This is a genomic window from Candidatus Effluviviaceae Genus I sp., assembly GCA_016867725.1.
Taxonomy (GTDB): Bacteria; Joyebacterota; Joyebacteria; order Joyebacterales; family Joyebacteraceae; genus VGIX01.
In genome coordinates this window covers 1-19,044 of sequence record VGIX01000037.1, presented here as the reverse complement: position 1 = coordinate 19,044, position 19,044 = coordinate 1, and the positions used below count along the sequence as shown (strand labels likewise).

Genomic DNA, 19,044 nt, shown 5'->3' with positions numbered 1-19,044 from the left:
AGCGAATGAGCACGAGCTTCGACGCGAGACTGCGCTCGCCCTGCACCAGCCTCGCGAAGTAGACCCCCGCGGCAACGTCCCGCCCGCGCGCATCGCGCCCGTCCCACGCCACCGTGTCCGGCCCCACGGCCTGCGGCCCGCTGCGCAGCACGCGCACGAGTCTCCCGGCCACGTCGTAGACCGCGAGCTCGATCGGACGCGGCTCGGCAACCTCGAACTGGATGACCGAGACGTCGCCGAAGGGGTTGGGCCGCCCGGTGTGAAGCACGAGCCCCGGCGCCACGGGCTCGAGGCCCCGCGCCATGCCCCAGATCTCGATGTCGTCGATGTTCCAGCCGCAGTAGCGGTTCGTCCCGTTGGTCGGCCCGACGGTCCACCTGAGGTAGAGGGTCGCGCAGTCGTCCGGGATGCCGAGGAGGTCGACGTCCATGAACACCCAGCTCGTGTCGCAGATCTCGGTGGGGTTCTCCCACACCGTCACCCAGGTCGCGCCGTCGCGGCTCGCGCTCACGGAGACCTTGTCGCACGACGGGTCCTCGACGCCCAGCCAGCGCCAGAACCTGAGCCGCGCGCCGTACAGGCCCGAGCAGTCGATCGCGTGCGTCGTGAGGTGGCGGAAGTCGATGTTGTTGTTGTAGTCGCCGTAGAGGTTGTATCCGTACACGTTGGGGCCGGTGTGGCCGCTCGTCGGGTCCGGCGTGCCGGCGTGGCCTCCCGCGCCCATCGGCTGGCCCCACGCCCATCGGTCCTGCGTCGCCCACCCCGGGTCCGTGTCGAGGTGCCACGCGTGCTGGAGCGTCGTGGTCCCGACGGAGACGACGATGCTCCGCGCGGTGTCGCCGTGGTGGTTCGTGAGGTTCACGAACCGGAGCGTCGTCGTGTGGAGGCCCTCGCCCAGGAGCTCAGCGCGGTCGTTGATCTCGACCCTCACCTCGGCCGTCTCGCCGGGCCCGAGCGACCCCGCGACGGGGCTCTTGATGTCCGCCCACGTCACGGGCGGGTCCAGCGTCACCGCGTAGTCGAAGCGCGCGCCGCCTTCGTGCGCGATGACGTACGTGGCCGCCTCGGGCGCCAGCGGCCCGCCGGGCGAGCCCTGCGGACGGAACGGCGCCTCGGGGTAGACGCCGATGCCGTCGAGCAGCGTGAAGGCCTTGATGCAGAAGTTCGCCGTGGGGTCGAGGTCCGTGAGGTCCCGCCACCCGGCGTTCGACCTGTAGAAGCTCTGACCGGGCGCCGCGGAGGACCGCACCGTCGTGCGGTAGCGCGCCCCCATGAGGATGGAGATGTCGGAGGTGCGGTCGAACGGCTGGCCGCCGGACGAGAGCTCGAGGTTCAGGTAGAAGGGCCGGCCAACGGTCAGCATCACCGTGTCGGGCAGGTCCACCGTGTGGGCGCCCCGCCGCGCGAGGGTGTCCACCGTCGAGGTGAGGAGGTCGCCGAGCACGCCGTCCTCGAAGCTGCCGTACACGCGGACCGTCGCGACCACGCTGTCGGCGGCGGTGAAGAAGCTCACGGCCGCGAGTCGCTCGCCGCGCTCGGCGGTGAACGCGTTCACGACCTCCGAGACGTCCGCGAGCGTGTCGCGCCAGCCGTGGTAGTCGTGGTAGTACACGCGGTCGTAGGCGAGGGGCTCGACGCTCCTGAAGGTCACGAACCCGAGCTCGGGGTGCCGGCCGGCGTGCTTGTCGTAGTAGGAGATCCAGAAGTACCCGTTCATGCCCCAGCCCGTGCCCCAGCTGTTCTTGCACAGCCACGCCCCCGGATACGGGGCCGACGTGGCGCAGCCGTCGTTCCAGCCCACGATGGCCACGGCGTGGTTCGGCGGGTCGGTCGTGTAGGGAGGCTGGTAGTGGACGCTCCCGTGCGTGTACGCGGTGCCCACGCACAGGCAGGTCGCCGCGGCCCCGTACCGCATGATCTGCCGCTTGAGGGCGTTGAGGCCCTCGAGGGAGGGGCCGGCCTCGAGCCACTCGATGTCACGGACGTAGTAGTGATGGAACCCCGGGCTCGTGCGCGGCGGCGGCTGCGAGTACAGCTGGCCGTCCACGTCGCGCACGGCCCCCTCGGCGCGCGTGAGGTAGGCCGCCGTCATGAGGTAGTCGCCGCCCTCGTGCACGCGGACGCCCTCGCCGTGCGGGGGCACGATGTCGTCGTTGTTGAACTCGTTGAACCCGTTCCACCAGTCGAGGTGGTACTCGGCGAGATCGGGCTCGCCCTCCTCGCCGGCCGCCGCCCAGGCGCCGGTCATGAGCAGGTTGGACTCCAGGGCCGCCATGGCCCCGAAGGTCCAGCAGGTCCCGCCGCTCTGGGCCTTGACGGAGGTGACGTAGTTCACGCCGTTGACGTCGCGAAGATCGAACACCGCGGGGAGCTGGTCCCTGAAGGCCTGATCGTCGGCCGGCGCCGCGTGCGACCGGAGCGCGGGCGCGAGGGCGACGAGCGCAACCAGCAGCGAGCCGACGAGAGCGGGCATGTTCTTCATCGGGGAGCCCTTCCCTTGGAGGAGCGCGCGGCGTCTCCGCGCGGGGGGGGAGGCGTGCCGCGTCGCACCACCGATGGTAGCACCCGGCGGGCGCGCCTTCAAGCGTGGCGCGGCGCCGCCCCGTCTGTGGTAGAGTCGCGCGGCGCCCGGTCGTGGTCACAGGGCGCGCACTGCGAACGGAGGGATGCGTCATGGGACAGCCGGTCACAAGAGGAGCCGCCATGGGCCGTGTTCTCAGCGGCGCCCTTCTTCTGGGGCTCGCGGCGCTCGCGACGGCGACCGGAGGATGCGCGACCGTGCCCATCACCGGCAGGTCCCAGCTCTCTCTGCTGCCTGAGGCCGAGATGGTCGCGCTGGGCGAGCAGAGCTATCGCGAGGTCCTCGCCGGCGCCAGGATCTCGACGGACCAGGCGAAGACGCGGATGGTCGCTGAGGTCGGCGCCAACATCGCTCGCTCGGCCGAGACGTTCATGCGCGCCAACAGCCTCGGCCATCTGCTCGCGAACTACCGGTGGGAGTTCGCCCTCATCGAGGACGACTCGACCGCCAACGCCTTCTGCATGCCGGGCGGGAAGATCGCGGTGTACACGGGCATCCTGCCGGTCACCCGGGACGCCACCGGGCTGGCCGTCGTCGTCGGACACGAGGTCGCCCACGCCATCGCCAACCACGGCGGCGAGCGGATGAGCCAGCTCCTCCTGGCGCAGCTCGGCGGCATGGCGCTCTCGCGGGCCGTCCGCGAGAAGCCCGAGCAGACCCAGGAGCTCCTCATGCTCGCGTACGGCGTCGGGGCGAACGTGGGCGTGCTGCTGCCCTACAGCCGCAGGCACGAGTCCGAGGCGGACCGCATCGGACTCATCCTGATGGCGCAGGCCGGGTACGACCCGGCGGCCGCCGTCCCGTTCTGGCAGCGGATGGCGGCGAGGGGCGGGGGAGCGCCCCCGGAGTTCCTCTCGACGCACCCGTCCCACGCGACGCGCATCGAGGACCTCAGATCCTGGCTCCCGGAGGCGCAGGGGTACTACCGGCCCCAGCCGTAAGGAGCAGGGCGCGCGGGCGGGGCCGCCTCGGCTGGCACGGCCTGTGCAACGGGCTTCTGGACGCACACGGGCTGCTCGGGCTATCATGCCGGAAGGGCACTCCGGAAGCGGCCCCCGCAGGCGGCGGGCATCCGCAGAGAGGCGAGCTTGTGACCTACGACGCGATCAACAGAGGCACCTACGAGCGCAAGGAGCTCACGGGGACCTACGTGCAGGCGAACCTGCACATCCCGGAGGTCCTCATCTTCGTCAAGTACCGGGACGAGATCGCGGGCAAGCGCGTCCTCGACGTGGGCTGCGGCGCCGGCCGCACGGCCGTCTTCCTCTCGCGGTGGACGGAACGCTACACCGCGCTCGACTACTCCTCGCAGATGCTCGAGCGGGCGAGGCGCTGGCTTCCCGACGTCACGTTCGTCCAGTGCGACGCCCGGGACATGAAGGACTTCGGAGACGGCTCGTTCGACGTCGTCTTCTTCGCGAACAACGGCTTCGACAGCCTCGATCACGAGGGGCGGCTGCGCGCGCTGGCAGAGATCCGGCGGGTGCTGGCGCCGGGAGGCCACTTCTTCTTCTCGTCCCACAACAGGGACCACAGGGACGCGCGTCTGCAGCCGACGCTCCGGTTCACGTTTGACCCCTTCATGATGGTGCGCCGCCTCGTGCGCTTCCACCGGTGCGTCAGGAACCACCGGAGGAACAGCGCGTTCGAGCGCGACGAGCGCGAGTACGCCATCGTCAACGACCGTTCCCACAACTACTCGCTCATCACGTACTACATGACCATCCCGGACCAGGTGGCGCAACTCCGCGCCAACGGGTTCGAGACGGTCGAGGTGTATAACCTCGACGGGGAGAACCTCCCGCTGGACGGCGTGGACACCGGGAGCGGGTGGCTCAGCTACGTGGCGAGGCGGCTCGAGGGGTAGGCGGCGGGAGGCGCGATGACGCCGTCGCGGAAGCAGAGCGTGGCCCTCGCGGCTCTGGTCGCGGTGTTCGCGCTCCTGGCGTTTCTCACGTACGCGCTCGAGCCCCTTCGCGAGTCGCTCCTGAGGACGGCCGACGGTTCCACGATTCCCCTCCCTCTCGCGGACGTTTCCCATGTCCAGGCCGCCGCGTGGAACGCCGCCATCGTGCTGGCGTTCTACGGGCTCATGGGGCTCCTCGGCATCTGGCTCTCCGTTCGCGTGGGGATCCCGGGCGTGTTCCGGCCCAAGGCCGGGGTCCGCGCGTGGCTCCTCTGGCCGGCCGGGATCGGCCTCGGTGTCGGAGCGGCGGCGGCGCTGCTCGACCACCTCTTCACGCTCAGGCGAGGCATCTGGGTGGGGTTCCCGCACCCGGAGTTCCCGCTCTCCCTCGTCGCGTCGGCGACGGCCGGCATCGGCGAGGAGATCCTCTTCCGCATGGTGGTCATGGGGCTCGTCGCCTACGCGTGGCTCAGGATCGCGCGCAGCCGGCACGTCCCGACGTCCGAGCTGGGCCCCGCGCGAACGACGGGGCTCTGGATCGGCAACGTCGTCGCGGCCCTCGTCTTCGGCGTCGCGCATCTCCCGACCGTCATGGTGCTTCTCGGAACGACGAGCCTCTCCGGCATTCCGCCCGTCGCGCTCATCGAGCTCTTCGCCATCAACGGCGTCATCGGGATCGCCGCTGGCGAACGGTACGCGCGCGACGGGCTCGTCGCGGCGGCCGGCGTCCACTTCTGGGCCAACGTGTTCTGGCACGTCGTCTGGCCCATGCTCGGTCCGTAGAGAGGTGGGCATGATCCGCGTGGGACACGGCATCGCGCTGGACGAGCGGGAGATCGTCTTGAGGTTCGTGCGCTCGTCCGGGCCGGGCGGCCAGAACGTCAACAAGGTGGCGACGGCCGTCGAGCTCCGGTTCGACGCGGCGCGCTCGCCGTCGCTGCCCGACGACGTGCGCGCGCGGCTTCTGCGGCTCGCGGGGCGGCGCGCCACGCGCGCCGGTGTCGTCGTGATCGACGCGCGCCGGCACCGCACGCAGGAGGGGAACCGGCGCGACGCGGTCGAGCGCCTGGTCGAGCTCGTCGCGCGGGCCGCGGTGCGGCCGAAGCGGCGGAGGCCCACGAAGCCGACCGGGGCGTCACGAGAGCGGCGCATCCGGGCGAAGCGCGCCCGGTCGGAGACGAAGCGGGCGAGGGGCAGGGCGGTCGCCGGCGAGGACTGAGGGGCGGGGGGCTACTCCTCGGGCAGCCTCGGCCGGACCATCACGACCTTCTCGCGCGAGACGACGGCGAGGCCCGGCGCGGCGCCCCGCGGCTTCCGCACGTGCCGCGCTTCGGTGTAGCAGACCGCCACGCGCCCCGACCTGCCCGCCTTGCTATGGTATGCGGCGATCGCCGCGGCCTCGAGGATGGCCGCGCGGTCGGGCTCCCTCCCCGTTCCCGCCTTTCTGAGCACGACGTGCGAACCGGCGGCCTGCCTTGCGTGGAACCAGAGGTCGCCGGGGCGCGCGACCTTGTGCGTGAGCGCGTCGTTGTCGCGGTTCGACTTCCCGACGAGCACCTGCCACCCGCCGGTCACCGTGTAGGTCCGAAAGCGCGCGCGCTCTCCGTCGGCGGTGCGTGGGGCGGCCTCGCGCGGCGGCGGGGCCAGGCGCGCTTCGATCGACGCGAGCGCGGCCTCATCCGCGCGCTCGACCTCGGCGAGGAGCGCGCCGGCGCGCTCGGCCTCCGGCGCGAGCTGCGACAGACGCGCGGGCGCCTTGGCGGCCCTGCGCTCGGCGCGCTTCGCGCGGCGGAACAGGACCTCGGCGTTCTGCGCGGGGGAGAGGGCCGGGTTGAGCGGGATCTCCACGACGGTCGCGTTGTCGTAGTCGAGCACGCGGGCGACCGGATCGCCCTTCCTCACCGCGTCCTTCCGCGCGAGCAGGAGCTGGCCGTGCCGCCGGTACTCGCCCGCCCGCGCGCTCTCCGCGATCTCCGCCTGCACCTTCTCGACGGCGCGGAGCTTCCGGTCGAGCTCGATGCGGACGCGCTTGGCGAGCCGTCGGCGCCTTCGCTCGAGCGCGATGGGGCGCGCGAACTCCGCGTAGACGTGGGCGGCGGCGTCGTTGAACGAAGGGAACTCGCGCGAGCCGTCGCACGGCGCGGTCGGCCGGCCGACCGAGAGCTTCACGTGGAGGCGGCCCTGAGGGTCGCGTCGCCAGTGGACGGTGGGGGGGCCGGCCGCGTCGGGCGTGGCGTGCGAGGACGGCGGCTCGCCCGCGGTCGCGGCGCCGGCCTGCGCCGCCCCCGCGCCGGCCCCCGCTCCCACGAGCGAGAGCCCGGGGCGCCTGCCGAGTTCGACGGCGAGCGCGCGTGTCGCCGTCTCGCCGATGTCGTCCGTTCGTGAGAAGACGACGCGGGCGGACGATGGACGCGGCCCGGGCGCGAGTTCCACGATCGTCGCCCCGCGCAGCTCCCGCTCGAGCGCGCCCTCGCTGCTGCGGCGGCCGGGCGAGGCGGGGGAGACGAAGATGACGCCCGGCGGGTCGGCCGAGATCGTGAGCGCGCGGCGCCCCGTCCCGGCGAGCGCGAGGACGAGCGCGCCCGTGCTCTCGTCGGTCCACGCGTCGCCGACGCGCGCCCCGGCGACCGTCGGGGCGATCTCCTCGATGAGGAGCGCGAGCGCTGTTGCGTCCATGGACCCTCCGACCCCGACCTGCGCGACCCTCGGCAGCCGGGCCTCGCGCAGTATAGCCCCGCGGTCACGCGGCCGTCAATGCGGCCACGAATTCCCCAGAGAATCGGAGGAAACGCGGCCGCATCGTTGACTCCGGCGGCTGGCCGCGCTATAGTCGCCGCATTGCCCGGCAGACGGAAGGAGGTCGCCCGTGCTCAGGAGCATGACCGGCTACGGAAGCTCCGAGCGGACCGTCGGGAGCCGGCGCATCCGCGTTGAGGTGCGCTCGGTCAATCAGCGGTTCCTCGACATCCAGATCAAGTCACCCCGCCTCCTCCTGCAGATCGAGGACAGGATCAAGAAGGCCATCGAGCGCGCGATGGCGCGCGGCCGCGTCAGCGTGTACGCCGAGTGGCACGACGCGGAGGCCGCGGCGTGCACGGCCGTGAACCTGACGGCGGCTCGGGGGCTCGTCGAGTCGCTCAGGAAGCTCCAGTCCGAGCTCTCCCTCCCCGGCGAGGTCACCGTCGGCCTCGTTGCCTCGCAGCCCCAGATCATCGAGCAGATCGAGGAGACGCCGTCCGCGGACGACATCTGGCGGGACTTCTCCCCGGCGCTCGACGCCGCGCTCGCCGAGCTCGTCGCGATGCGCGAGCGCGAAGGCGCGGAGCTTGCGCGCGATCTCGCCGCTCGCCTCGACGCCGTGGACGGGCTCTCGAAGACGCTCGAGAAGTCGGCGCCGCGGGCGGCCGCGCTCGAGAAGGCGCGGCTCGCCGAGCGCGTGAAGACGCTCATGGGCGAGGGCGTGGCCGTCGACGAGGCGCGGCTCGCGCAGGAGATCGCGATGGCGGCGGAGCGCGCCGATTACACCGAGGAGGTCGTGCGCCTCAAGTCGCATGTGTCGCAGGTGCGCCGCTGCCTCGCGGCCGGGGAGCCCGTCGGCAAGCGCCTCAACTTCCTCGTGCAGGAGATGCACCGTGAGGTGAACACCACCGGCTCGAAGAACTCGGACTCCGCCGTCGGCGCGGCGGTCATCGCGCTCAAGGAGGAGGTGGAGAAGCTCCGCGAGCAGGTGCAGAACATCGAGTAGCGGGTCGGGGCGCGCGTCGCTCCGGCCGTCGGAGGTTCGGACGTGAACAGCTTCCTCCTCAACATCGGCTTCGGCAACGTGGTCGCCTCGCACAGGGTCGTCGCGATCGTCACGCCCGGCTCGGCGCCGGTCAAGCGCCTCAAGGACCACGCGAAGCGCGCCGGCAAGCTCGTGGACGCGACGCAGGGCCGCCGCACGCGCGCGGTCATCGTGACGGACAGCGACCACGTCATCCTCTCCGCGGTTGCCGCCGAGACGATCACCCAGAGGCTCGAGGGCCGCGACGGCGCGGTCGAGGGCTAGCCTGACGCGCGGGCCGCGCGGCCCGTCGGGGAGACGCATGAGGCGACAGGGCTTCCCCATCGTCATATCCGGCCCGTCGGGGGTCGGGAAGTCGACCATCTACAAGCGGGTGCTCGAAGCCGACGGGGGCGTCGCGTACTCCGTGTCGGTCACGACGAGACCGATGCGGCCGGGCGAGGCGAACAAGGTGGACTACGAGTTCGTGTCGCCGGCGGAGTTCGACGCGCTCGTCGCGCGCGACGAGCTCGCCGAGTGGGCGCTCGTGCACGGGCACCAGTACGGGACGCGGCGGAGCGCGATCGAGTCGCACACGAAGGAGGGCCGGGACGTCGTGATGGACCTCGACGTCCAGGGCGGGATGTCCATCAAGCGGCTGTACCCCGAGGGCGTGCTCGTCTTCGTGCTCCCGCCCTCGTGGGAAGCGCTCGAGCGGAGGCTCCGCTCGCGCGCGACCGACTCGCCGGAGGTCATCGAGACGCGGCTTCGGAACGCGCGCGAGGAGATGAACTGGGCGCCGAGATACGACTACGCGGTGGAGAACGAGAGCCTCGACGAGGCGGTGCGGCAGACGCTCGTCATCATCGAGGCCGAGAGGTTGCGGGCCTCGCGGTTCGTGTGGAACGGACCCGTCGCGGCCCGCGGGACCCGCTGACAGGGGAGGAGCATTGGACCAGGTCAAGAAGTCGGATCTGCTCAAGTACGCGAAGAACGAGTACTTCGCGGCGATCCTGGCCGCGAAGGTCGCGCGCCGTCTGCATGCGACGCAGCCGGAGAAGCGACCGGACGCGACGGCGAAGGTCACGTCGCTCGCGCTCAAGCTCATCACGGACGGTCAGGTCGAGTACGACACGCCCGTTCCGCCCGCGGCCCCCGAGGACCTGCTGGGCGGGGAGAGCGGCGCGGAGAAGCAGGAGGCGTAGTCATGGCCGCGCCGCTCGCGGGCAGGACGGTCGTGCTCGGCGTCACGGGCAGCATCGCCGCCTTCAAGGTCCCGCACGTCGTGAGCCGGCTCACGGCGCTCGGCGCGAACGTCGTCGTCGTGATGACGGCGAACGCCACGCGGTTCGTCGCGCCGCTCACGTTCGAGACCCTCTCCGGCAACGAGGTCATCACCGACATGTGGCCCGAGAGGAAGGCCGGCGTCGCACCGGTCGAGGAGGCCGTGTCGGGCCGGGAGCGGTTGCGTCACGTGCACCTCGCCGAGGCGGCGAGCCTGGCCATCGTCGCGCCCGCGACGGCGAACATCATCGGGAAGTTCGCAACGGGCGTCGCCGACGACTTCCTTTCCACCGAGCTTCTCGCGATGGCGTGCCCGGTCATCGTCGCGCCGGCGATGAACGTGAACATGATGGAGTCCGCGGCGGTGACCGAGAACCTCGAGACGCTCAGGCGGCGCGGGGTCATCGTCGTGGAGCCGGAGGTGGGGCGGCTGGCCAGCGGCGCGGTCGGGCGCGGCAGGCTCGCCGACCCCGAGGACATCCTGCGCGCCGCGCTCGGCGTTCTTCTGCCGCCGCAGGACCTCGCGGGGAAGCGCGTGCTCGTGACGGCCGGGCCGACCGAGGAGCCCATCGACCCGGTGCGGCACGTCGGGAACCCCTCGACCGGCACGATGGGGTACGCGATCGCGGAGCGGGCGGTCGCGCGCGGGGCGGACGTGGTGCTCGTGTCCGGCCCGACCGCGCTCGCGGCGCCCGCGGGGCTCAGGTTCGTCCGCGTCCGCACGACGCGCGAGATGCGCGACGCGGTGCTCGCCGAGCTTCCCGAGACCGACCTCGTCGTCATGGCCGCGGCGCCCGCCGACTATCGGCCCGTCTCGCCGTCGGCCGGGAAGATCAAGAAGACCGCGCCGAAGCTCACGCTCGAGCTCGAGCGCACCGAGGACATCCTGTCCGAGGTCGCGAAGGCGAAGCGGCCCGGCGTCGGCGTCGTGGGCTTCGCGCTCGAGACCGACGAACTCGTGGCGAACGCGAAGCGCAAGCTCGCCGAGAAGGAGCTCGACCTCATCGTGGCGAACGACCCCACGGTAGAGGGCGCCGGGTTCGGGACGGGGACGAACGTGGTGACGATCGTCGGGCGGTCGGGCGCCGTGGAGCCTGTGGCGAAACTACCGAAGCTGCAGCTTTCGGACATCGTGCTCTCACGCGCGATCGCCGAACTCGGGTGGGGCGGGCGATGAGCGGGCGGGACGGGCGATGAGAGCACGGGGATGGCGATGAGCGCACGGGACGGCCGCGAGGCGAGGGGACTCCTCGCGCAGTACCTCTCCCAGCTCGCCGCAGAGGGCGAGCAGGAGCTGTACCTCGCGCCCGACGTCGCGGCGGCGCTGAAGAGCGGTCTGGCGTGCCTGGCGGGCGGCGGGGCGACGGAGGCGCCGACTCCGCCGACCGCGCCGGCAGCGCGCGCGGCCGCGGCGGGCGCTCCCGCGCGCGAGCCCGAGGTGGTCGTCGTCGAGTCCATCCTCGGCGCCAAGAAGAAGGGAGCGCCCGACATGTTCACCGAGCCGTCGCCGCTCGAGCGGTGCGCGGCGCTGGACGAGGTCGAGCGGCTCGCGTCGGCATGCGACAGGTGCGAGCTCGCGCGGACCCGGACGAAGGTCGTCTTCGGCGTCGGGAACCCGCACGCGCGGCTCATGTTCATCGGCGAGGCGCCGGGCCACGACGAGGACGTGCAGGGCATCCCGTTCGTCGGCCGCGCGGGGCAACTGCTCAACAAGATCCTCGACGCGGCGGGCATCGCGCGCGACGACGTGTACATCGGCAACATCATCAAGTGCCGTCCGCCGAACAACAGGACGCCGCTCACGAGCGAGATCGACGCGTGCTCGCCGTACCTCGTGAAGCAGCTCGAGCTCATCAAGCCGAGGGTCGTCTGCGCGCTCGGGCTGCCCGCGACCACGACGCTCCTCGGGCTCAAGGGCTCGATGGGCAGCATGCGCGGGAAGATCTACCGATATGGCGACATCCGGGTCATCCCGACGTATCATCCCGCGGCGGCGCTGCGCGACCCGAACTACAAGCGGCCGATGTGGGACGACTTCCTCATCGTGAAGAGGGAGTACGAGAGAGCGTGAGCGAGTCCGTCAACGAGCAGATCGAGTTTCTCAAGCTCATCGTGCAGAGGCTTGACTCCGCCGGGATTCCATACATGATGACCGGCTCGATGGCGATGGCGTTCTACGCGGTCCCCCGGATGACGCGGGACCTCGACCTGGTCATCGAGTGCAGGCCGGCCGACGCGGAGACGATCGCGGCGTTGTTCCAAGGAGACTGCTACGCGGACCGGGCCGCCATCCGAACCGCCGTGGAGCGCAGGGGCTCGTTCAACATCATCCACTCGAAGTGGATGATCAAGGCCGACTTCATCGTGCGGAAGGACGATCCATACCGCGTTGCGGAGTTCGCGCGCCGGCGGACCGTCAATGTCGGCGGCGCACGCGTGGCGGTCGTTGCCCCCGAGGACCTCATCCTGTCCAAGCTCGTCTGGTCGCGGGAGGGCGATTCGGATCTTCAGCTCCGGGATGCGCACGCCGTGGCCGACGCAGTCCGGGAGGTCGACCGGCAGTACATGCGCGGCTGGGCCGCGCGCCTCAGCGTGGCCGACCTGCTGGAGAAGATCGGAGGCGCATGAACGACACGCTGCCCGACGTCGCGGCGCGCTACAGGCGCATGATCATGGCACTCGCTCCCGCCGAGCGCGCGGCCATGGCCGGGCGCATGTTCGAAGCGGCCCGGGCGCTGGTCGTCGCCGGCATCCGCGAGCGGCTCGGCGCGGACGTGTCCGAGCGGCGCCTTCGCGAGGAGATCTTCCTCGCGTTCTACGGCCGCGACTTCGCGGCCCCGGAAAGGGAGCGGATTCTCGCGCACCTGCGCGCGGCGTGACCGACGCGCACGGAGGCACCATGTCGAACGGGAAGACGATGACGGCGCGCGTCGCGCCCCAGGGCGCCGCGGACCGCGTTCCGCCGCAGGCGGGCGACGCCGAGTGCGCCGTGCTCGGCGCGATGCTGCTCGACAAGGCGGCCATCGGCATCGCGACCGAGATGCTCGACGAGCAGTGCTTCTACAAGAACGAGCACCGGCGCATCTGGAACGCGGTCGTGGACATGTTCTCCCGCGACGAGGTCGTGGACCTCGTCACGCTCACGCAGGAGCTCAAGAAGCGCAAGGAGCTCGACGACTGCGGCGGCGCGGCGTATCTCTCGGAGCTCATCGGGAGCGTCGCGACCTCGGCGAACGTGCGCTACCACGCCAAGATCGTGCTCGAGAAAGCGGTGCTCCGGCGGCTCATCAACGTCGCGACCGAGGTCGTGTCGGAGGCGTACGACGCGAGCGGCGACGCCTCGGAGATCCTCGACCGCGCCGAGCACTGCATCTTCGAGATTGCGCAGGCGAAGGTGCGCCGCGGCTTCGTGCCGATGAAGGACATCCTCAAGCACAGCTTCGAGATCATCCAGGAGCTGTACGACAAGAAGCAGCACGTGACCGGCGTGCCGTCCGGGTTCGACGACCTCGACGCCCTCACCTCCGGGTTCCAGCGGAGCGACCTCGTCGTCATCGCGGGGCGGCCCTCGATGGGGAAGACCGCGCTCGCGCTCAACGTTGCCGCGAACGCGGCCATCAAGGCCGGCATCCCCGTCGGCATCTTCAGCCTCGAGATGGGGCGCGAGCAGCTCGTGCAGAGGATGCTCTGCTCCGAGGCGCGCGTGGACGCGCACAAGCTCCGCACCGGCTACCTCGCCGACCGCCACTGGTCGAGCCTGACAACCGCGGCCGGGCTTCTGTCCGACGCGCCGATCTTCATTGACGACACGCCCGCGATGACCGTGCTCGAGATGCGCTCGAAGGCGCGCAGGCTCAAGGCCGAGTCGAACGTCGGTCTCGTCATCGTGGACTACCTCCAGCTCATGCGCGGGTTCGGCAAGATCGAGAACCGCACGCAGGAGATCTCCGAGATCTCGCGCTCGCTCAAGGCGCTCGCGAAGGAGCTCGATCTCCCCGTCATCGCGCTCTCGCAGCTCTCGCGTGCGGTGGAGTCGCGCGGCGGCGAGCGGCGGCCCATCCTCTCGGACCTCCGCGAGTCGGGCGCCATCGAGCAGGACGCCGACGTCGTGGCGTTCGTGTACCGCGCGGAGATGTACGAGCGGACCCCGGAGAACATGGGGCTCGCCGAGCTCATCGTCGCGAAGCAGCGGAACGGCCCGACCGACACCGTGAAGCTCGCGTTCCGGTCGGAGTGCACGCGGTTCGAGAACCTCTCCATGAGGCGCGAGGCACCCGTTGAGGAATTCTAGCGGCGCGCGGACGATCGATCCCGTCGCCGTGCCCGCGGGCATGCTGGCCGGCCTCGGGCGCGTCGCGCTCACGCTGGTGGGAGAGACCGGCGCGGCCGGCATCCTGTTCTGGCGGTCGGTCCGCGCCATGCGGTTCGCGCCGCGCTCGGTCGCGCTCATCGCCGAGCAGATGCGGCGCACCGGCATCGAGTCGCTCCCGCTCGTCGTCATCACGGCGGTGTTCACGGGCGGCGTGACCGCGGTGCAGGCCGCGTACCAGCTTAAGGAGTTCATCCCGCAGCTCTACCTCGGCACGGCCATCTACAAGTCGGTCGTCATCGAACTGGGGCCCGTGCTCACGGCGCTCGTCGTCGGCGGGCGCGTCGGCGCGTCCATCGCGGCGGAACTCGGCACGATGCGCGTGACCGAGCAGATCGACGCGATGGAGGCGATGGCGATTGACCCGGTGCGCTACCTCGCGATGCCGCGGCTCCTCGCCGCGCTCGTCATGCTGCCCGCGCTCACGGTGTTCGCCGACGCGCTCGCGATCGGCGGCGGGTTCCTCGTGGCGAACGTGTCGCTCGGCGTGTCGCCGAAGACGTTCATCGAGGGCATGAAGATGTTCTTCGCCGCGCAGGACGTCTACGGCGGGCTCATCAAGGCGTTCGTGTTCGGCGGCATCATCGCGCTCATGGGGACGGCGGCGGGCCTGCGCGCGCGCGGCGGCGCGGTCGGCGTGGGCATGGCCGCGACGCGCGCGGTCGTGACGACCTGCGTGCTCATCCTCATCAGCGACTACGTGCTCGCGACGGTGCTGTTCAGGATCATCTTCAGGTGAGGTGAAGTCAGGGAACTGGTCGCAATCCGCGACCAGTTCCCCGAGCACCAGAGGCGCTCGTGACCGACTCCGCTCTCATCGAGATCCGCGGCGTGCACAAGACCTTCGAGGGCAACCACGTCCTCCGGGGCGTGGACCTCGGCGTGCGCGCAGGCGAGACGCTCGTCGTCCTCGGACCGTCGGGCTGCGGGAAGAGCGTGCTCCTCAAGCACATCATCGGGCTCCTTCGGCCCGACCGCGGCGCGGTCCTCTTCGAGGGGCGCGACATCGGCCGGATGGGGCCGCAGGAGCTCGCCGAGGTCCGGAAGCGCTTCGGCATGGTGTTTCAGGGCGCCGCGCTCTTCGACTCGATGACGGTGGGGGAGAACGTCGGGCTGCCGCTCGCCGAGCACCGCGGCATGAAGGGCGCGGAGCTCGAGGCGGTCGTCGAGCGGAAGCTCGAGCTCGTGGGCCTTGCCGGCGTGCAGCGCCTCTCGCCCGCGCAGATCTCGGGCGGCATGAAGAAGCGCGCCGCGCTCGCGCGGGCCATCGCGCTCGACCCGGCCGTCGTGCTCTACGACGAGCCGACGACCGGCCTCGACCCGGTGATGGCCGAGCAGATCAACGTGCTCATCCGCGACCTGCAGCAGAAGCTCAGGACGACCTCGGTCGCGGTCACGCACGACATCCACAGCGCGGAGTTCATCGGGACGCGCGTGGCGCTCATGGACGAAGGCAGGATCGCGTTCGTCGGGGCGACGAGCGAGCTTCGGACGACGGACAACGAGGCGGTGCGCAACTTCATCGCGCGCGGGAGGCGAGGCGATGTCAGAGCACAGGAATGAACTCAAGGTCGGCGCGCTGATCGTCGCGGCGGGGATCGTGCTCGTCGTGGGCGTGCTCTGGCTGGCGGGGTTCCAGCTCGGCGACACGAAGTACCCGCTCACGGTCATCTTCCCCGAGGTGGGCGGGCTCACGCGGGGCGCGCGCGTGACGGTGGCGGGGGTGGAGTCGGGGAACGTCGAGAACCTCGGGCTCATGCCGGACGGGAAGGTCAGGGTGAGCATCCTCGTGCGGCGCGACATCCGGCTGCCGAAGGACTCGCGGTTCTCGGTCGCGAGCTACGGGCTCATCGGCGAGAAGACGGTGGCCGTGCGACCGGGCGAGTCGCAGGAGTTCTACGAGCCCGGCTCGACCATCATCGGCGGGTACGACAAGGGGCTCGGGGATGTCGTGAGCGAGATGGGCGAGGCGCTCACGGAGATCCGCTCGGTGCTGAAGTCGGCCGACGAGGTCATCTCGGACCAGGAGGGCCGGCAGAACATCAAGGACGCGCTCGGGAACGCGAGCGTCGCGACGACCGATCTCAAGGGCGCGGCGGCCGACCTCAAGGTGCTCGCGAGCGACCTCAGGGCGTTCGTCGAGGCGAAGACGCCGGCGGCGGGCTCGACGCTCGACGCGATGGAGGAGGCGTCGGCGAAGTTCGCGAAGGCCTCCGGCGACCTCGAGCGCGTGGCGGCGTCGCTCGACACCATCGTCGCGCGGATCGAGTCCGGGCAGGGCTCGCTCGGCCGGCTCGTGAACGAGAGCACGGCGCACGACGAGTTCATCGCGGCGGTCGCCGAGGTGCGCGCGCTCGTCGCGGAGATCAAGCGGAACCCGAAGAGCTTTGTGAGGTTCTCGATATTCTGAGGTGGCGGCTTGCCCCCTTCGATTCCCCTGTGAAGGGTCATCGCGTGAAGACCAAGACCGTCTTCTTCTGCAAGAACTGCGGACACGAGTCTGCGAAGTGGTTCGGGAAGTGCCCGGGCTGCGGCGAGTGGAACACGCTCGTCGAGCAGGCGGCGGCGCCGACGAAGTCGCGCGTGTCGTCGCCGGCCGCGCGGCGCGAGGAGCCTGTGCCGCTTCCCGACATCGGGACCGGCACGGCCGAGCGGCTCGCGACGGGCATCGGGGAACTGGACCGCGCGCTCGGCGGCGGCATCGTGCCGGGCGCGGTCGTGCTCGTGGGCGGAGACCCGGGCATCGGGAAGTCCACGCTTCTTCTCCAGATGAGTGGGGCCGTGGCGGCGGGTGCCACCGTCCTCTACGTGAGCGGCGAGGAGTCCGCCGGCCAGCTTCGCATGCGCGCCGACCGGCTCGGCATCGCGTCGCGCGACATCATGGTGCTCGCTGAGACCGACGTCTCGCGCGTCATCGAGGAAGCGGCCGCGCGCGCGCCCGGCGTCCTCATCCTCGACTCCATCCAGACGGCGTACCATCCCGACGTGACCGGCTCGCCGGGCAGCGTCTCGCAGGTGCGCGAGTGCGCGGCGCGGCTCCTGCGGCTCGCGAAGGAGTCGGGCGTGCCCGTTTTCATCGTCGGGCACGTGACGAAGGAAGGCGCCATCGCGGGCCCGCGCATCCTCGAGCACATGGTGGACACGGTGCTCTACTTCGAGGGCGACAAGCGGCTAGCGTACCGCATCCTGCGCGCGACGAAGAACCGCTACGGCTCGACCGACGAGATCGGCGTGTTCGAGATGACCTCGGACGGACTGCGCGAGGTGGCGGACCCGTCGGGGCTCTTCGTGTCGGAGGGGCGGCACGCGCGGCCCGGGTCGGTCGTCATCGGGTGCATCGAGGGGACGCGCGCGCTCATGGTGGAGATCCAGGCGCTCACGGGGCTTACGAACTACGCGGTGCCGCAGCGGTCGAGCACGGGGATCGACAGGCGGCGGCTGCCGTTGATCCTCGCGGTGCTCGAGCGGCGAGGCGGGCTGTCTCTCGGGAATCGTGATGTGTTCGTGTCCGTCGCGGGCGGCGTGCACGTCGAGGAGCCGGCCGCCGACCTCGGCATCGCGCTCGCCGTCGCGTCGAGCTACTGGGACGCGCCCGTGGACGACCGGACGGCCGTGTTCGGCGAGATCGGCCTCGGCGGCGAGATCCGGCGCGTGACGCTCGCGGGGAAGCGGCTCGCGGAGGCCGCGCGGCTCGGGTACACGCGCGCGGTCGTCCCGCGCGGGGCGGTCGCGGCGCGCGAGAGGCCGAAGGGCATCGAGGTCGTCGAGGTCGCGGGCATCGGGGACGCGATCGAGCAAGTGCTCGGTGCGGGCGCGAGGCGGCGCGGGAAGCGCGCGGGCGGCGCGGGCTTCGGAGCGGCTGGTTCGGGGCGCGGCCCCGGGGCCGCCGGGCCCGGGCCCGAGGAGGTGTAGCGTGGCGCGCGTCGGGGCGATACTGGTGGCGGCGGGCGCCTCAACGCGTGCGGGGGGAGGGACGGCGAAGCAGTTCCAGGTGCTGGGCGTCGAGCCGATGTTCGTGCACGCGCTCAAGTGCCTGGTCCCGGTCGCCGATGAGATCGTGGTGGTCGCGCCCGCGGATGCCGTCGAGACGGCCCGCGGGCTCGTTCTTGAGTCGGGCGTGTGCGGGACGGTGCCCGTGGGCGTGGTCGCGGGCGGCGCGCGGCGGCAGGACTCGGTCGCGCGTGGGCTCGCCGCGCTGCGCGGCGACATGGAGGTCGTGCTCGTGCACGACGCGGCGCGGCCGTTCGCGTCCGCCGAGCTTGCGCGGCGCGTGGTCGAGGCCGTGGTTGTCGGCGGCGAGCGCGGCGCGGTCGTGCCCGTGGTGTCCGTGCCCGACACCGTGAAGCGCGTTGACGCGGGCGCGGTCGTCGCGACCCTCGATCGTTCGGTGCTCGGGCTCGTGCAGACGCCGCAGGGGTTCACGCGCGCGACGCTCGCGGACGCGCTCGCGGCGCTCGGCGATGCGGTCGTGACCGACGACGCGCAGGCGGTGGAGCTTGCGGGCGGTCGGGTCGCCGTCGTCGAAGGCGAGCCGGGGAATGTGAAGGTGACGACGGGGGCGGACCTCGAGACGGCCCGGTTGCGACTCGGCGCTGCGGTCGGGCTCGATGCCTCGGTTCGCGTGGGCATCGGCTACGACCTGCATCGTCTGGTTCCGGGCCGGCGGCTGGTGCTCTGCGGCGTCGAGGTGCCGTTCGAGAAGGGACTTGAAGGTCACTCGGACGCCGACGTCGCGACGCATGCGGTGATGGATGCGCTCCTGGGCGCGGTCGCCGCCGGCGACATCGGGCAGCACTTCCCGCCGGGTGACCCGGCGTATCGGGGCATCTCGAGCCTTGTGCTCCTGGAGCGCGTGGTCGAGATCGTCCGGACGCGAGGGTTCGCCGTGCGGTTCGTGGATGTGGTCATCGTGGCGGAGAAGCCGCGACTCGCGCCGTTCATTCCCCAGATGCGGCAGAAGCTCGCGCGCGTGCTCGGAGTGCCGCTCGGCGCTGTGTCCGTGAAGGCGACGACGACGGAGGGGATGGGGCCGGAGGGCACGGGCGAGGCGATGTCGGCGAGGGCGGTGGGGGGAGTGAGAGCCGCGCGGTGATCCGATGTGCGGCAGCCACCAGTGAGGCAACTCGCCGGAACGCAGGAAT

Annotated in this window: 20 protein-coding genes; 18 read left to right on the top strand and 2 right to left on the bottom strand. The window is 71.3% G+C overall.

The window, feature by feature from the left end:
* Nucleotides 1–2,482, bottom strand: a 2,482-nt coding sequence (locus FJY74_07870) for a T9SS type A sorting domain-containing protein (protein ID MBM3308226.1), incomplete at its 3' end; no start/stop codon positions are given.
* A gap of 221 nt (nucleotides 2,483–2,703) precedes the next feature.
* Here FJY74_07870 and FJY74_07865 point away from each other — a divergent pair.
* The 4 genes from FJY74_07865 (at nucleotide 2,704) to arfB (ending at nucleotide 5,706) form a co-directional block, all read left to right on the top strand.
* Nucleotides 2,704–3,522, top strand: coding sequence for a M48 family metallopeptidase (locus FJY74_07865; protein MBM3308225.1), 819 nt, complete (start codon nucleotides 2,704–2,706; stop codon nucleotides 3,520–3,522).
* Nucleotides 3,523–3,671: 149 nt separating this feature from the next.
* On the top strand, nucleotides 3,672–4,448 hold the full coding sequence (locus FJY74_07860) for a methyltransferase domain-containing protein (protein ID MBM3308224.1): 777 nt from the start codon (nucleotides 3,672–3,674) through the stop codon (nucleotides 4,446–4,448).
* A gap of 15 nt (nucleotides 4,449–4,463) precedes the next feature.
* Nucleotides 4,464–5,270, top strand: coding sequence for a CPBP family intramembrane metalloprotease (locus FJY74_07855; protein MBM3308223.1), 807 nt, complete (start codon nucleotides 4,464–4,466; stop codon nucleotides 5,268–5,270).
* A 10-nt stretch (nucleotides 5,271–5,280) separates the two neighbouring features.
* Nucleotides 5,281–5,706 carry an aminoacyl-tRNA hydrolase gene (gene arfB / locus FJY74_07850; protein MBM3308222.1) on the top strand — a complete coding sequence of 142 codons (426 nt, stop codon included), beginning with the start codon at nucleotides 5,281–5,283 and terminating at the stop codon, nucleotides 5,704–5,706.
* A gap of 11 nt (nucleotides 5,707–5,717) precedes the next feature.
* Here arfB and FJY74_07845 read toward each other — a convergent pair whose 3' ends face one another.
* Complete coding sequence (locus FJY74_07845) at nucleotides 5,718–7,163, bottom strand: DUF814 domain-containing protein (GenBank protein MBM3308221.1); 1,446 nt, start codon at nucleotides 7,161–7,163, stop codon at nucleotides 5,718–5,720.
* Nucleotides 7,164–7,353: 190 nt separating this feature from the next.
* On the opposite strand from FJY74_07845, the gene FJY74_07840 reads away from it, so the two are divergent.
* The 14 genes from FJY74_07840 (at nucleotide 7,354) to FJY74_07775 (ending at nucleotide 18,995) form a co-directional block, all read left to right on the top strand.
* A complete protein-coding gene (locus FJY74_07840) occupies nucleotides 7,354–8,232 on the top strand; it encodes a YicC family protein (protein ID MBM3308220.1) in 879 nt (292 codons plus the stop codon).
* A gap of 42 nt (nucleotides 8,233–8,274) precedes the next feature.
* Nucleotides 8,275–8,535, top strand: a complete 261-nt coding sequence (locus FJY74_07835; GenBank protein MBM3308219.1) for a DUF370 domain-containing protein — start codon at nucleotides 8,275–8,277, stop codon at nucleotides 8,533–8,535.
* 37 nt (nucleotides 8,536–8,572) lie between these two features.
* On the top strand, nucleotides 8,573–9,187 hold the full coding sequence (gmk, locus tag FJY74_07830) for a guanylate kinase (protein MBM3308218.1): 615 nt from the start codon (nucleotides 8,573–8,575) through the stop codon (nucleotides 9,185–9,187).
* A 13-nt stretch (nucleotides 9,188–9,200) separates the two neighbouring features.
* On the top strand, nucleotides 9,201–9,455 hold the full coding sequence (locus tag FJY74_07825) for a DNA-directed RNA polymerase subunit omega (protein ID MBM3308217.1): 255 nt from the start codon (nucleotides 9,201–9,203) through the stop codon (nucleotides 9,453–9,455).
* 2 nt (nucleotides 9,456–9,457) lie between these two features.
* The gene (gene coaBC, locus FJY74_07820; protein MBM3308216.1) at nucleotides 9,458–10,711 is read left to right on the top strand and encodes a bifunctional phosphopantothenoylcysteine decarboxylase/phosphopantothenate--cysteine ligase CoaBC; all 1,254 of its coding nucleotides are present in this window, start codon (nucleotides 9,458–9,460) and stop codon (nucleotides 10,709–10,711) included.
* A 312-nt stretch (nucleotides 10,712–11,023) separates the two neighbouring features.
* Nucleotides 11,024–11,605: a uracil-DNA glycosylase gene (locus FJY74_07815; protein MBM3308215.1), complete on the top strand. Its 582-nt coding sequence runs from the start codon at nucleotides 11,024–11,026 to the stop codon at nucleotides 11,603–11,605.
* Nucleotides 11,602–12,162, top strand: a complete 561-nt coding sequence (locus FJY74_07810; GenBank protein ID MBM3308214.1) for a hypothetical protein — start codon at nucleotides 11,602–11,604, stop codon at nucleotides 12,160–12,162. The genes FJY74_07815 and FJY74_07810 overlap by 4 nt, the downstream gene beginning before the upstream one ends.
* Entirely contained in the window at nucleotides 12,159–12,413 is a 255-nt protein-coding gene (locus FJY74_07805; GenBank protein MBM3308213.1) for a hypothetical protein, read from the top strand. The genes FJY74_07810 and FJY74_07805 overlap by 4 nt, the downstream gene beginning before the upstream one ends.
* Nucleotides 12,414–12,451: 38 nt before the next feature.
* Nucleotides 12,452–13,825, top strand: a complete 1,374-nt coding sequence (gene dnaB / locus FJY74_07800) for a replicative DNA helicase (protein ID MBM3308212.1) — start codon at nucleotides 12,452–12,454, stop codon at nucleotides 13,823–13,825.
* A gap of 40 nt (nucleotides 13,826–13,865) precedes the next feature.
* Nucleotides 13,866–14,642, top strand: a complete 777-nt coding sequence (locus tag FJY74_07795; protein MBM3308211.1) for an ABC transporter permease — start codon at nucleotides 13,866–13,868, stop codon at nucleotides 14,640–14,642.
* Nucleotides 14,643–14,701: 59 nt separating this feature from the next.
* The gene (locus FJY74_07790) at nucleotides 14,702–15,466 is read left to right on the top strand and encodes an ATP-binding cassette domain-containing protein (GenBank protein ID MBM3308210.1); all 765 of its coding nucleotides are present in this window, start codon (nucleotides 14,702–14,704) and stop codon (nucleotides 15,464–15,466) included.
* Nucleotides 15,447–16,313, top strand: a complete 867-nt coding sequence (locus tag FJY74_07785; GenBank protein ID MBM3308209.1) for an MCE family protein — start codon at nucleotides 15,447–15,449, stop codon at nucleotides 16,311–16,313. The genes FJY74_07790 and FJY74_07785 overlap by 20 nt, the downstream gene beginning before the upstream one ends.
* A 44-nt stretch (nucleotides 16,314–16,357) precedes the next feature.
* Nucleotides 16,358–17,815, top strand: coding sequence for a DNA repair protein RadA (gene radA / locus FJY74_07780; protein MBM3308208.1), 1,458 nt, complete (start codon nucleotides 16,358–16,360; stop codon nucleotides 17,813–17,815).
* A gap of 1 nt (nucleotide 17,816) precedes the next feature.
* Nucleotides 17,817–18,995: a 2-C-methyl-D-erythritol 2,4-cyclodiphosphate synthase gene (locus FJY74_07775; protein ID MBM3308207.1), complete on the top strand. Its 1,179-nt coding sequence runs from the start codon at nucleotides 17,817–17,819 to the stop codon at nucleotides 18,993–18,995.
* Nucleotides 18,996–19,044 lie beyond the last annotated feature (49 nt).